This is a genomic window from Ochrobactrum chromiisoli, from assembly GCF_026241335.1.
In the GTDB taxonomy this organism is placed as follows: domain Bacteria; phylum Pseudomonadota; class Alphaproteobacteria; order Rhizobiales; family Rhizobiaceae; genus Brucella; species Brucella chromiisoli.
On sequence record NZ_JAPHAV010000001.1, the window covers coordinates 44,034 to 57,787 of the forward strand.

The following is a 13,754-nucleotide window of genomic DNA, read 5'->3' on the forward strand; positions in this document are numbered from 1 at the left end:
TTGTTAGGTGATTTTCCATATGTGCATCCCATGCGGCCAATTGATCAGAGACAATTTGCAGACAATTCTGCTAAACTGTACCGATACAAAGGATGATACAGATGATTTCAAAGGGCCTTTTGCGCAGTCTTGAAGCCGTTGAGGCCGCCTATCTTGGCGGACACAGCGATGAAAAAGCCGCATCTGAAAAAATGCCACTCGTCGAAAAGGTCATGACCATCATTCGCGACCGCATCGCCGCGATGAGCCTTGCTCCCGGTGCCCGTCTGCCATCCATTCGCCGGCTGGCGGACACGATGAACGTCTCAAAATCAACCGTGGTCGAAGCCTATGACCGTCTGGTTGCGGAAGGCATTATTCAATCGCGCCGCGGTGCGGGTTTTTATGTTTCTGAGCGCGCGCGCCAACCCTTCACCATAACCGCAACAATGCCATACAAGGACAGGCAGATTGATCCTTTCTGGGTCATGCGGCAATCGCTTGAAGCGCACAGCGAGACTTACAAGCCGGGTTGCGGCTGGCTACCCGATGAATGGTTGCCACTCGAAGGCATCCGCCGGGCCATGCGCGCCATCGCCCGCGATGAAAATAGCAATCTTGTCACCTATGGTGAACCGCTCGGCTTTCGCCCTTTGCGAAACCATCTTGCCCGCAAGCTGTCCGAACAAGGGATCGATATGTCAGGCGGCGATATATTGCTGACCGATTCCGGCACCCATGCCATCGACCTTATCTGCCGCTTTCTGCTGCAACCAGGCGACACCGTGCTCGTGGATGATCCCTGCTATTTCAATTTTCAGGCAGCACTTCTTTCGCATCGCGTCAAACTCATCGGCATTCCCTATACGCATTCCGGCCCCGATCTGGATGCCTTCGCCAAAGTGGCTGAAGAACACGCACCAAAGCTCTATATTTCCAATGCAGGGCTGCACAATCCAACCGGCGGTATCATGACGCCTGCAACGGCACACCGTTTGCTGAAACTTGCAGAACTGCATGATATCAAACTGGTTGAAGACAATATCTTCGGTGATTTTCATCCATCCCCCTCACCGCTGCTTGCTGAACTCGACGGCTTTGACCGCGTTCTGCATATCGGCAGTTTTTCAAAAACACTCTCGGCTGCGGCGCGCGTTGGTTACATTGCCGCACGCCACGACTGGATCGACGGCCTGACCGATCTGAAACTTGCAACCTCATTCAGCAGCAATGTTTTGTCTGCGCAAATCGTCCATACGCTGCTCACCGATGGCACCTATCGCCGCCATATCGACAGCCTGCGTGCAAAACTTGCCGATGCGATGACCATGACCGCCAACCGGCTCAAAGCAGCAGGGCTTGAACTCTGGACAGAGCCGCAGGGTGGTCTTTTTCTCTGGGCCCAGCTACCCGAAGGGATGGATTCAGGCAAGATCGCGCGCTATGCCCTGCAAAAAGACGTCATGCTGGCACCGGGCGATGTTTTCAGTCCCTCGCGAAAGGCAACACGCTATCTGCGTTTCAATGTTGCGCAATCAATAGAGCCTTATATCTTTACCGTTCTTGGTGATGCGATGCGCGACGCATCCGCATAAACGCATTCACCCGCTCGCATCGAAAACAACTTCAAGAAAAACCCATGCAGTACGTTGGCCGATGAGGGATATACTCGCCCCCTGTCTTTGAGGAGAGACATCGGGAGGGATAAACGTGAATACACACCCAACCGGGATAGCGGTCAATCCACGTCCCGAAGATGAAAAACTATCCATTGCCGCCAATCTGGCCTATGGCTTCCAGCATGTTCTGACCATGTATGGCGGCATTGTCGCCGTGCCACTGATTATCGGTCAGGCAGCAGGTCTAAGTGCCAGCGAAGTCGGCCTGCTGATCACCGCCTCGCTTTTTGCAGGCGGCGTGGCAACGGGTCTGCAAACCATCGGCATTCCGTTTTTCGGTTGCCAGCTTCCGCTGGTTCAAGGCGTGTCCTTCGCCGGTGTTGCCACCATGGTGGCCATCGTCACATCAGCTCAAACAGGAGAAGTGGGGCTTCAGGTCGTACTCGGAGCCGTCATCGCTGCATCGGTGATCGGCTTTCTCATCACACCGATCTTTTCGCGGGTGACACGTTTCTTTCCGCCGCTCGTCACTGGCATTGTGATCACCACCATCGGCCTCACGCTGATGCCTGTTGCAGCCCGCTGGGCCATGGGTGGCAACAGCAAAGCGCCAGATTTCGGCAGCATGGGCAATATCGGTCTCGCCGGGCTTACACTGCTGATCGTGCTTTTGCTGAGCAAAGTCGGCAATGCCACGATTTCCCGCCTCTCCATCCTGCTTGCCATGGTCATCGGAACAGGGATTGCGTGGGCACTCGGCATGACCGACTTTTCCCGCATATCTGAAGGCCCTCTTATGGCGCTGCCGGAAATCTTCCATTTCGGCTGGCCGATTTTCAGCATTGCGGCCACATTGTCCATGTTCATCGTGATCATCGTCACACTGGTGGAAACCTCTGCCGATATTCTGGCCGTTGGCGAAATTCTGGGAACCAAAGTCAACTCGCGCCGTCTGGGCGATGGATTGCGGGCCGATATGGCATCAAGCATTCTGGCACCAGTTGTCGGCTCATTCACCCAAAGCGCCTTTGCGCAGAATGTCGGTCTTGTAGCCGTAACCGGGGTGAAAAGCCGTTATGTGGTGGCAACAGGCGGGCTTATTCTCATCACGCTCGGCCTCCTGCCTGTGATGGGACGTGTCATTGCCTGTGTCCCCCCCTCCGTGCTGGGCGGTGCCGGAATCGTGCTTTTTGGAACCGTTGCTGCAAGCGGCATCCGCACGCTTTCAAAGGTCGATTATCACAACAACATCAATCTGATCATTGTGGCAACCTCCATCGGTTTCGGTATGATCCCCATTGCAGCGCCGGACTTCTACCATCACTTCCCGAGCTGGTTTGAAACCATTTTCCATTCGGGCATCAGTTCTGCGGCCCTGATGGCAATCGCGCTCAACCTGATGTTCAATGAGTTCAAAGGCGGCAATTCAAACCAGATGTCCGTTTTTGCCGAAGGCACCGAACGCATCATTCGCCACCATCAGATCGCAGAACTGCATGATGGCGATTATGTTCAGAACGGAAAACTCTTCGATGCCGAAGGCAACGAGGTGAAAATCGTTCCTGCCGGAGCGCACTGATCACCGCAAAACGCGAACCACCGTTCTGTCGGTCAGATGTGGTAGGAGGCGCGCCATATCGGCGCGCTTGAGGGCTATACAGCCTTCAGTCGGCGTAAATCCCGGCCGCGCCAGATGAAAGAAAATCGCGCTGCCGCAGCCGCGCCTGCGTGGGCGAATGTTCCAGTCCATCACAATACAGACATCATAAACATCGTCATTGCGCCACATCTTCTCGTGGCTTGCCTTAAACGGCAGATTCACCGGACGATTGTAATTCGGATCTTTTGGCGCGTCACACCAGCCGTCGAGTTTACGCACGCGTCGCAAAGGCAGACGTGAGAAAGGCAGATGACCCGCATCTCCACGCCGATAGCCATAGAGCAATCGCATGGACGAAAGCGGCGTGGCACCATCGCCCTCGCGCTTAAAAGCGCTGATTCCCCCCTTGCCAAGCGCACATTGGAGCACCAAATTGCCTGCAACAAGCAGGCCGCGCGTCCTGTGGCCAGGTTTTGCCCTTACATCGATAATGCCAATGCCGTGGCTTTTTTGGTTTCTGGTCAAGCCTGCCTCCGCTTTCTGCCCGCTGATAAAGTTTAAACGAATGCTTAAAAAACACTCTCATTTTTTCACGGCTTCAACTTACCGCGATTAAATGTCATAAAACACCAACCACTATTTGAATCAAAGAGTAACGAGGACAGGCATGACAGGTCGTACAATACTGATCGTGGACGATGATGAAGATCTCCGCTCCATCCTCGTCGAACAGCTTGAACTGTGCGAAGAGTTCCAGATTCTTCAGGAAGACAACGCCACCAAGGGCATCCAAAGCGCCCGTAACGGTATTGTCGATCTGCTGGTCATGGATGTCGGCCTGCCGGATATGGACGGACGCGAAGCGGTTAAACTTCTGCGCAAGGGCGGCTTCAAGGCTCCGATCATCATGCTGACCGGTCACGACACCGAATCGGATACGATTCTCGGCCTCGAATCAGGGGCAAATGATTACGTCACCAAGCCATTCAAATTCGCCGTTCTGCTGGCACGCATCCGCGCACAGCTGCGCCAGCACGAGCAGAGCGAAGACGCGACATTCATCGTCGGACCTTACACCTTCAAGCCAGGTCAGAAGCTGCTTATCGATGAAAAGGGCAGCAAGATTCGCCTGACCGAAAAGGAAGCAGCGATCATCAAGTATCTCTATCGTGCAGGCGATAAGGTCATCAGCCGTGATGTGCTGCTTGAAGAAGTCTGGGGCTATAATTCCGGTGTCACGACCCACACGCTGGAAACCCATGTGTACCGTCTGCGCCAGAAAATCGAGAAGGATCCGTCCAATGCATCGCTTCTGGTTACAGAAAGCGGGGGATACAAACTTGTCCCATGATGGACAGCGCCTGTTACGAGTGTAATGACAAGCTATGGCGCTCGATGACGATATCCGCATTCTCGGCTCAGTAGGTCTGTTCGAATCTTTCTCACCCGAACAGTTGCGTCTGCTCGCCTTTGGTGCAGAGCGTCTTGTGCTGCGCGCCGGTCGTGAACTGTTTCGCGAAGGCCAGAGTGCTGATTGCGGTTATATCGTCGTGTCTGGCAAAATCACACTGTTTCACGATACCGACGAAGGGCGGATTACAATCCGCCCCGTTGAACCCGGTGCGATGCTGGGCGAAATGGCGCTGATTGCGCAGACCACACGCCTGACCGGCGCTTTTGCCGAGGAAGAAACGGAAGTCATCCGCATCAGCCGCGCCATTTTCCGGCGCATTCTGGAAGAATATCCAGAAGCCGCAGCGTCACTGCATACGCATATCAGCAAAAACCTGCTGCAACTCATTGCCGACATCGAAAAGGTCGCGCCACAATTTGGCGCCAACGACTAACATCATAACTCAATGACCCGCTTGATACCGATGGCATCGAGAAATGTCTGATCGTGGCTGACCAGCAGCAACCCACCTTCATATGCATTCAGGGCGGTTTCCAGCGCTTGAATGGAATCCAGATCAAGATGGTTGGTCGGCTCATCCAGGATCAACAATTCAGGCTTCAGCGTTCCACAAAGAATGCAGGCAAGAGCTGCACGCAACAATTCGCCACCGCTTAAGCCTCCTGCAAGGCGCGCAGCACCCTCCCCGCGAAATGAAAAACGCGCCAGTGCTGCGTAAGCATCGTTATCGCTCGCCTCCTTGTTCAGTCTGCGGAAATTCTCATAAAGCGTTGCTCCACGATCCATCAGGCTCATCTGCTGATCAAACATGGCAATCGGCACGAAGCGTTTGATCTCGCCCGAAACGGGCTGCAAATCACCTGTGATCAACCGCAGCAACGAGGTTTTACCCGCACCGTTTGCACCGCGAATGACAATACGCTCCGGCCCGACGATTTTCAGCGAGACGTCCCGAATGACGGGGTTATCCGGCACAGGGCCGCCCGAAACATTGAGCATTTCAAGCAGCACACGCCCGGAAGGCGAAAGCGATCCATCAACATGGAAGTGCATTTTCTTGATGCGTTCGACCTTTGCTTCCGCTTCCTTAAGCTGGCTTTGGGCACGCTCGGCATTGCGCTCTGCAAATGCATCGCCACGACCACCGGTCTTCTGTGCCTTATCGGCACGCGCATCAAGTGCCATCTTGCTCATACCCGCATCGGCACGGGATTTGCGCCCGCGCGCATCGCTTTTTGCCTGTCGTTCACTGGCGTCCTGTGCCTTGAGGCGGACCTGCTTCACATCGCGCTGCGCCAATTCCAGATCGCGCGCAGCCGCTTCCCGCTCCCGCTCTTTATTCTCGTGATAAAAATCCCAATTGCCGCCATAGAGCGTCAACGCGCCTTGCGATAGCTCGGCGATCGCACCCATCGCCTGCAACAATGCACGATCATGGCTGACCACCACAGCCGCCCCTCGCCATCCGGCAAGCATATCCGCGACAGCCTGACGGCCATCGTGATCAAGATTGTTGGTGGGTTCATCCAACAAAATCAGGTCAGGCTCTTGAAACAAAAGCGCGGCAAGTGCTGCGCGTGTCTGCTGTCCGCCGCTCAATTCGCAGAGAAGACTTTGCGGCGAAAGCGAAAGTGCAAAGGCCTTTAAAGCATTGTCAAAACGCTGCGGCAACAACCAGTCTGCCTGTTCGAAATCGGCATCTGCCCCCTCGCCCGCTTCAATCCGCCCAATTCTGTCAAAGGCATCACGTGCACCGAAAAGATCGGCCAACGTCTTTTGCGCATCACTACCAATATTCTGCGCAAGCACGCCGATCCGGGCGGTGCGCGTGATCGTTCCACTGCTTGGCAGCAGATCGCCGCTCATGATTTTCAAAAGCGTGGATTTGCCAATACCATTGCGCCCGACGAGGCCAATCCGACCTTCGGTGATGCTGAAATTGATGCCAGAAAAGAGAGTTCGGCCGTCAGCCGTGTGCGCTGAAACATCCTGAAGCGTGAGAAGAGAAGACATGATGAGCCTCGGAAACGTTGAAAACACTGGTCATTGAAAACAGTGCCGCACGATCCATTGCTCTTTTCTCCTCTTTTGAACTCAACTCTATATAAGTCCGAACGCGATCTTAATCCAGATCGAATGTCGCAATCACTGGTACGTGATCAGACGGACGATCCCAGCCACGCGCATCGCGCAGAACCTGAAGCCCCTGCATATGCGCTTCCAGATCAGCCGAACCCCAGACGTGATCAAGCCTGCGACCACGATCAGCGGCATCCCAATCCTTGGCGCGATAGCTCCACCAGGTGTAGATTTTCTGATCGGACGGAATCGCCTGCCGCATCAGGTCACTCCACCCGCCTTTCACACGCAGGTCTTCCAGCGTTGTGGTTTCAATCGGCGTATGGCTTACAATTTTCAGCAGTTGCTTGTGCGACCAGACATCGTTTTCAAGCGGTGCGATGTTGAGATCACCCACGAGGATCGAGGAATGTCCATCCTGCCTGTCAGCGACAATCGCTCGCATTTCCTCAAGAAAACCAAGCTTATGGGCAAATTTTGGATTAATTTCCGGGTCTGGCTCATCACCACCGGCAGGCACATAAAAATTATGGATGCGCAGCTTTTTGCCACCCGCTTCCACCACAGCGCTCAGATGACGGCAATCGCCCATCTCACAAAAGCCAATCTTCTCGACAGCGCCCAAAGGGCGTTTCGAGATGGTCGCAACGCCGTGATAGCCCTTCTGGCCACTGATCGCGATATGCTCATAGCCAAGCGCGCGAAAGCCTTTTGAAGGGAACTGATCGTCGGGACATTTGGTTTCCTGAAGACACAGAACATCCGGCTGATAATCGCTCAGAAACTGTTCGACCAGCGGCATGCGCAGACGAACGGAATTGATGTTCCAGGTAGCAACAGAAAACGTCATGGGGAAAGACTCACAGCCATCAGAAGATGGCCGCGAACCTAACGATTTATCCGATAAATGCAAACCTCAGGAATAAAGATCACTGGCCTTTGCGTTTCATTGCGATGCGCTGATAATCGATCTTGAACATATCATCCGTGAAGCGGACACCGCTGCGGACATTGAACACCATGATCGTGGTATCGAGGCCCTGCGCGTCGGTAATGGTCCACTGCTTGAGATCCTTGGTCTTGGGATCAAACATCATGGTGATTTTTGAATTACCAAATGCTGTCTTGTCCCCCACCACAAGCGTGGTCATGTCCGGGTCCTGCTTCACACTCTGAAGACGACCGCCGCCCAGATCAATCCGGTCCGCCAGAAGCATTTTGAGCGGGGTGGTTCCCAGCGCATACATATCCCACGTGTCGAGCTTTCGGTTGTTGATAACAACCTGATTGCCATCCGAAATCACGCGGATCGGGGAATCGGTGTAATTGAAGCGAATCTTGCCCGGACGTTCCAGATAGAACGTGCCGCCCGTCTGTTCGCCCTTGGGGCCGAACTGAACAAATTCACCGGTCAATGTGCGCAGTGAGGAAAAATGATCCGCAATCTGCTGCGCAGCAGCAGCACCGCTTACGCCCTGTGCCTGCGCCGCAACGGGCACAAAAGCCGGAGAAGCCGCGCCAATGCTCAAAACTCCCAATCCGAGGATGGCCGCAAAACGGCTTGCTTTCACGAATGCAGCAATACGGGAGATCATCATCGGCAAATTCTCTTTTTTCTTCATTCTCGTAAAATAATCGGGCAGTTAGGCGCGAGTGTGGCAACAGAAAGCCGATGAGATTTCAGTTAGAAATCATCGTCACCGGTCGGCACCAGTATCTCGCGCTTACCGGCATGATTGGCAGGGCCGACGATCCCTTCTTCTTCCATGCGCTCGATAATCGAAGCCGCACGGTTATAGCCAATACCCAAACGACGCTGGATATAGGACGTCGAAGCCTTCTTATCACGCAGCACCACAGCCACAGCCTGATCATAAGGATCATCGGAATTTTCAAGGTTCGATGTTCCGGCCGGACCGCCACCTTCATCCTCTTCCTCATCCTCAGTGATCGCATCCAGATATTCCGGCACACCCTGAAGTTTCAGGTGCTGAACGATACGTTCCACCTCGTCATCGCCCACAAAGGGGCCATGCACGCGCTGAATGCGGCCGCCCCCGGCCATGAACAGCATATCGCCCTGACCAAGCAGCTGCTCGGCACCCTGCTCACCCAGAATGGTTCGGCTGTCGATCTTGGATGTAACCTGAAACGAAATACGGGTCGGGAAATTGGCCTTGATCGTACCGGTGATGACATCCACCGATGGGCGCTGCGTTGCCATGATGACATGGATACCCGCCGCACGCGCCATCTGTGCCAGACGCTGCACCGTGCCTTCAATGTCCTTGCCCGCAACCATCATCAGATCGGCCATTTCGTCGATAATCACGACAATGTAGGGCATTGGCTCCAGATCGAGCTGCTCGGTTTCATAGATCGCTTCGCCAGTATTTCGGTCAAATCCGGTTTGCACGGTACGGGCAATCTGCTCGCCCTTCTTCTGTGCCTGACCGACGCGCTGATTGAAGCCGTCAATATTACGCACGCCCACTTTCGACATCTTGCGATAGCGGTCTTCCATCTCGCGCACGGTCCACTTGAGCGCGACCACAGCCTTCTTCGGATCGGTCACAACCGGCGTCAACAGATGCGGGATACCGTCATAAATCGAAAGCTCCAGCATTTTCGGATCGATCATGATCAGACGGCATTCCTGCGGCGTCATGCGATAAAGCAGCGACAGGATCATCGTGTTGATCGCAACCGACTTACCCGAGCCCGTCGTACCGGCCACAAGCACATGCGGCATCTTCGCAATATCGGCAATCACCGGCTCACCATTGATGGTCTTGCCCAGCGCCAGCGCAAGCTTTGCCTTGGTCTGTTCAAAGTCACGGCTCGCCAGCATTTCGCGCAGGTAAACCATTTCGCGCTTCTGGTTCGGCAATTCGATACCGATCACATTGCGGCCCGGAACCACAGCCACACGCGCAGCAATGGCGCTCATTGAGCGAGCAATATCGTCCGCCAAACCAATCACGCGCGATGATTTGATGCCGGGGGCCGGTTCGAGCTCATAAAGCGTTACGACTGGCCCCGGTTTCACATTGATGATCTCGCCACGCACGCCGAAATCTTCCAGCACACCTTCCAGAAGCCGCGCATTCTGTTCAAGCGCATCCTTGGACAGGGATGCGTCGCGCTGCACAAGCTTTGGTTCAGCAAGAAAATGCAGCGATGGCATTTCAAATGCACCACCTTCTTTCAGGAAGGATGTCTGCGCTTCACGCTGAATGCGTGCGCCGCTCTTTGGTGCAGGCGCGCGTTCACCGACGCGCGCTTTAGAACGCTGCGGCGGCGCATCGTGCCATTCTTCACCCGCAAGCGGCGCTCCGTCCATCGGATCATCCAAATCGAACGGCGGTTCTTCCGAAGAGGCACCATCAAAGCCCGGCTCGCGCCGCGAACCATTGCGCGCTTGCGCGCTTGCGCGCGCGCTGCGCATATCGCCATATTCATCTTCGCGCTGCTTGCGGCGGTTGATACCGGTCCAACGCCTGAAAGTCGCCGAAGCGCTGAAAATTGTATGGGTGAGAGCCCCGACAAATGCAGAGAAGCCACCAGATGATGTCTCATCCTCCTGATCTTCGTCCTCGGCAAAATCATCGCCAGCCGATGCACCCCGCGCGGAGCCGGCATCAACGAGCGCTTCACGGCGGCCAATGATCCCGCTGGCAAACAGGCAGAGCCAGAGTGCCGGGAAAACCAGCACCAGCGCAATGCCGGATGCGATCGCACCTTGCGGAAATGCGCCCAGAAACAGGCCCGGAAGGCGCAGCACCATATCGCCAAACACACCACCAAGACCAATCGGCATCGGCCAGCTTGAAGGAACAGCAAAGCAGCTTGCAATGGCTGCAAACAAAAGCGCAGCCCCCATCCATGCCAGACTGCGCCGGCCGACACGGCTGATCCCGCCGCGCGTCATGAGCAACAGCGACCAGACCACCAGCGGCAGCAGAACCGGAACGCTGGCAAGGCCAAAGAACTGCATGGCAAGATCGGAGAAAACCGCACCCGGATAGCCAAGAGCATTGGTAACCGGATTATCCGTTGCATGGCTGAGGCTGGGATCGGCAACATTCCACGTTGCAAGCGCGCCCACTGCCATAGCGGCCAGCGAAAGCAGCGCCAGACCGAACAGGATATAGAATTGCCTGCGGAAGATATTGGCCAGTTTCAGCCTGTCTTCCGAAACCCGCTCGTCGCGCAACGGGTATGAGGGCGAATATCCTTGCTGCATAAAGCCTGTCCCGAACCATATAAATGTTGCCTGCGGGCAAAGACGCCCGAGCACAATGAATCGGGCTGATCCTAATCGGGCGATGGTTAATTCCCCATTAACCATGCACTGCCTTTCACCAGAAAATGAAAAAGGCGCGGTTTCCCGCGCCTTTTTCCTCTTGAGACAAGCCTGTTCTACTGAACAGATTCGCCGTGCAACGCGATATCAAGGCCTTCCATTTCAGCCTGCTTGCTCGGGCGCAGACCCATCACGGCTTTGATCACATAAAGGATGATTGCGGTTGCGATCGCCGTGTAGACAACGGTGATGGCAGCGCCGAAGAACTGCTTGCCCATGGTTGCCCCTTCACCTGCCGCATTGATCGTAACATCGGCAAAGAAACCAGTGAGGATCGCACCGACAAAACCGCCAACACCATGAACGCCAAAGGCATCGAGCGAATCGTCATAACCAAGCGCGTGCTTGATCTTTACGGCTGCGATGTAGCAGACAGCACCCGCAATGACGCCGATGATCAATGCGCCCGTTGGGTCAACAAAGCCCGCAGCAGGCGTTACGGCAACAAGACCGGCAACCGCACCCGAAATAATGCCGAGAACGCTTGGCTTGCCCGAAATCGCCCATTCGATGAACATCCAGGCAAGAGCCGCACCAGCGGTTGCAACCTGCGTGTTGAGCATGGCAACGGCAGCCAGTGCGTTTGCACCCAGAGCCGAACCTGCATTGAAGCCAAACCAGCCCACCCACAGAAGGGCTGCACCAACAACCGAGAGAACGAGATTGTGTGGTGCCATATTGACGTGGCCGTAGCCATCGCGCTTGCCAATGATGAGCGCTGCAACCAGACCGGCAACACCGGCATTGATGTGAACAACCGTGCCACCGGCAAAATCAAGAACGCCGTCAGAGCCAAGGAAGCCGCCGCCCCAGACCCAATGTGCAACCGGCACATAGACGATGAACAGCCACAGAACCATGAAGACCAGCATCGAGGAGAACTTCATGCGTTCGGCAAACGAGCCGGCGATAAGGGCGGGTGTGATAACCGCAAAGGTCATCTGGAAGACGATGAAGAGATATTCCGGGATCGTCCCGGTGAGCGAATCCATCGTGACGCCCTTCAGAAATGCCTTATCGAAGCCGCCGATATAAGCATTCATCGAACCGCCATCGGTGAAGGCGAGCGAATAGCCGAAGAACATCCACAACACCGACATAAGGCAGGTAATGGCAAAGCTCTGCATAACTGTCGAAAGTACGTTCTTCTTGCGCACCATGCCGCCGTAAAACAGCGCAAGACCGGGAATTGTCATCATCAACACAAGCGCGGTTGAAGTCAGCATCCAGGCAGTATCGCCAGTATCAAGAGTTGGTGTCGGCTGGGATGCGTCCTGTGCCAGCGCAGTCCCTGCAAGAACGAGCAGCATAGGCAAGGTGGCTAAAGCCGTTTGCTTGAATCTTCCTGTTATCAGCATCGAATATCTCCGTCGAATGGCGGCTTCAAACGCGTCTGCGCTGAAAAGACCGGTTCGAACTGAGAGAAACAAAAATCATGCCAGTTGCGCGCGACAACCCAAAGAAAATGCAATTTTTCTCATATTCCAAACGCAGTATCTGGCAAGATCACGGTGGAGAGTGGCACATTTCCGCCCCGAAACAGGGCTTTTCGACCCTCGCGTGAAACGCAGACGCGCCTGAAATTTCTGTCAGAAAAAAGAAGACGTGGTTTTTCTACGTGAGAAAAACCACTCTAAGTGATTCATTGGATTCAGCTTTTGCAGCCGATGCCCATTTTCACCCAATCAACATTGATTAAAAATTAAACACCAGCGACGATGATGATTAAAATATCATCATTTGTCTTTTTCATGCACACGAATAAGGCCTTCCTGCGCGACTGACGCAATCAGCACACCGTCCGGCGTATAAAGCGCGCCACGGTTCAGCCCACGTGCACCGGACGCACTCGGTGTGTCCTGTGTGTAAAGAAGCCAGTCATCGAGCCGGCTTGGGCGATGAAACCACATGGCGTGATCAAGGCTTGCCACCTGCAAGTCGCGATCGAAAATCGTGCGCCCGTGCGGATGCAACGATGTATCCAGCAAAGTCATATCCGAAAGATAGGCGAGAATAGCGGCCTGTAGCGCACGTTCATCCGGCACGATACCACGTGCCCGCACCCAGACATGCTGGCTTGGTGGCAGTTTTTCGCGCGAAAAATAATGTTTGAGTGACACCGGCTTGATCTCAATGGGGCGCTCCTGCTCCCAATATTTGCGCACGCCTGCCGGTGCCAGATGCAAATACTCTTCCTTAAGATCATGATCGCCCATCAATTGTTCCGGCATGGGAAGCCCCTCGGGCATATTGATCTGGTGCTCCAGACCATTTTCATCAATCTGGAACGATGCTGAGAGCGTAAAAATCGCCTTGCCGTGCTGCTTTGCCAACACGCGGCGCGTGTTGAAGCTTGACCCGTCGCGGATGCGATCCACCTCATAAATGATCGGGATAGCCGGATCGCCCGGCCGCACAAAATAGCCATGCAGCGAATGAACATGCCGTTCGGGGTCGACGGTGCGCTGCGCTGCGATCAGCGCCTGCCCGATCACCTGCCCGCCAAAAACGCGCTGCCAGCCCACCTGCGGGCTGTTGCCGCGGAAAAGATCCATTTCAAGCGTTTCAAGATCAAGCGTGTCGAGGAGCTGCTGCATGGCAGCAGTCTGCTCAGCCTTCAATAGATCGGTCTTTTCGTTATTCGACATGGACAGCCTGTCTCCTGGAACCTTATATAGACGATATATTTTGTTGAAC

The 13,754-nt window shown here is 54.7% G+C and carries 11 protein-coding genes; 4 read left to right on the forward strand and 7 right to left on the reverse strand.

Annotated features, from left to right (window positions below; translation table 11 throughout):
- Positions 1-101 precede the first annotated feature (101 nt).
- A complete protein-coding gene (locus tag OPR82_RS00255; protein ID WP_265982346.1) occupies positions 102-1,574 on the forward strand; it encodes an aminotransferase-like domain-containing protein in 1,473 nt (490 codons plus the stop codon).
- Between the two features lie 115 nt (positions 1,575-1,689).
- Complete coding sequence (locus OPR82_RS00260; RefSeq protein WP_265982347.1) at positions 1,690-3,177, forward strand: nucleobase:cation symporter-2 family protein; 1,488 nt, start codon at positions 1,690-1,692, stop codon at positions 3,175-3,177.
- Here OPR82_RS00260 and OPR82_RS00265 read toward each other — a convergent pair whose 3' ends face one another.
- Positions 3,178-3,723 (reverse strand): L,D-transpeptidase family protein, encoded by a 546-nt coding sequence (locus OPR82_RS00265; protein ID WP_265982348.1) that lies wholly within the window; start codon positions 3,721-3,723, stop codon positions 3,178-3,180.
- Between the two features lie 142 nt (positions 3,724-3,865).
- On the opposite strand from OPR82_RS00265, the gene OPR82_RS00270 reads away from it, so the two are divergent.
- Complete coding sequence (locus tag OPR82_RS00270) at positions 3,866-4,549, forward strand: response regulator transcription factor (protein WP_265982349.1); 684 nt, start codon at positions 3,866-3,868, stop codon at positions 4,547-4,549.
- Positions 4,550-4,583: 34 nt separating this feature from the next.
- Positions 4,584-5,045 (forward strand): cyclic nucleotide-binding domain-containing protein, encoded by a 462-nt coding sequence (locus OPR82_RS00275; RefSeq protein ID WP_265982350.1) that lies wholly within the window; start codon positions 4,584-4,586, stop codon positions 5,043-5,045.
- A gap of 2 nt (positions 5,046-5,047) precedes the next feature.
- Here the strand turns inward: OPR82_RS00275 and OPR82_RS00280 are convergent, their stop codons facing one another.
- From OPR82_RS00280 to tesB, 6 genes are all read right to left on the reverse strand, one after another.
- Positions 5,048-6,625 carry an ABC-F family ATP-binding cassette domain-containing protein gene (locus OPR82_RS00280; RefSeq protein WP_265982351.1) on the reverse strand — a complete coding sequence of 526 codons (1,578 nt, stop codon included), beginning with the start codon at positions 6,623-6,625 and terminating at the stop codon, positions 5,048-5,050.
- 109 nt (positions 6,626-6,734) lie between these two features.
- The gene (locus OPR82_RS00285) at positions 6,735-7,541 is read right to left on the reverse strand and encodes an exodeoxyribonuclease III (protein ID WP_265982352.1); all 807 of its coding nucleotides are present in this window, start codon (positions 7,539-7,541) and stop codon (positions 6,735-6,737) included.
- A 79-nt stretch (positions 7,542-7,620) separates the two neighbouring features.
- Positions 7,621-8,289, reverse strand: a complete 669-nt coding sequence (locus tag OPR82_RS00290) for an outer membrane lipoprotein carrier protein LolA (RefSeq protein ID WP_265982353.1) — start codon at positions 8,287-8,289, stop codon at positions 7,621-7,623.
- 86 nt (positions 8,290-8,375) lie between these two features.
- The gene (locus OPR82_RS00295) at positions 8,376-10,937 is read right to left on the reverse strand and encodes a DNA translocase FtsK (protein ID WP_265982354.1); all 2,562 of its coding nucleotides are present in this window, start codon (positions 10,935-10,937) and stop codon (positions 8,376-8,378) included.
- A gap of 176 nt (positions 10,938-11,113) precedes the next feature.
- Positions 11,114-12,415, reverse strand: coding sequence for an ammonium transporter (locus tag OPR82_RS00300; protein ID WP_265982355.1), 1,302 nt, complete (start codon positions 12,413-12,415; stop codon positions 11,114-11,116).
- Positions 12,416-12,793: 378 nt separating this feature from the next.
- Positions 12,794-13,705 (reverse strand): acyl-CoA thioesterase II, encoded by a 912-nt coding sequence (gene tesB, locus OPR82_RS00305; RefSeq protein ID WP_265982356.1) that lies wholly within the window; start codon positions 13,703-13,705, stop codon positions 12,794-12,796.
- Positions 13,706-13,754 lie beyond the last annotated feature (49 nt).

Excerpts from the sequence above, each read along its gene's own strand:
- OPR82_RS00255 (WP_265982346.1), top strand. The coding sequence starts at position 102 with ATGATTTCAAAGGGCCTTTTGCGCAGTCTTGAAGCCGTTGAGGCCGCC.
- OPR82_RS00270 (WP_265982349.1), top strand. The coding sequence starts at position 3,866 with ATGACAGGTCGTACAATACTGATCGTGGACGATGATGAAGATCTCCGC.
- OPR82_RS00275 (WP_265982350.1), top strand. The coding sequence starts at position 4,584 with ATGGCGCTCGATGACGATATCCGCATTCTCGGCTCAGTAGGTCTGTTC.
- OPR82_RS00280 (WP_265982351.1), bottom strand. The coding sequence starts at position 6,625 with ATGTCTTCTCTTCTCACGCTTCAGGATGTTTCAGCGCACACGGCTGAC.
- OPR82_RS00285 (WP_265982352.1), bottom strand. The coding sequence starts at position 7,541 with ATGACGTTTTCTGTTGCTACCTGGAACATCAATTCCGTTCGTCTGCGC.
- OPR82_RS00290 (WP_265982353.1), bottom strand. The coding sequence starts at position 8,289 with ATGATGATCTCCCGTATTGCTGCATTCGTGAAAGCAAGCCGTTTTGCG.
- OPR82_RS00295 (WP_265982354.1), bottom strand. The coding sequence starts at position 10,937 with ATGCAGCAAGGATATTCGCCCTCATACCCGTTGCGCGACGAGCGGGTT.
- OPR82_RS00300 (WP_265982355.1), bottom strand. The coding sequence starts at position 12,415 with ATGCTGATAACAGGAAGATTCAAGCAAACGGCTTTAGCCACCTTGCCT.
- tesB (WP_265982356.1), bottom strand. The coding sequence starts at position 13,705 with ATGTCGAATAACGAAAAGACCGATCTATTGAAGGCTGAGCAGACTGCT.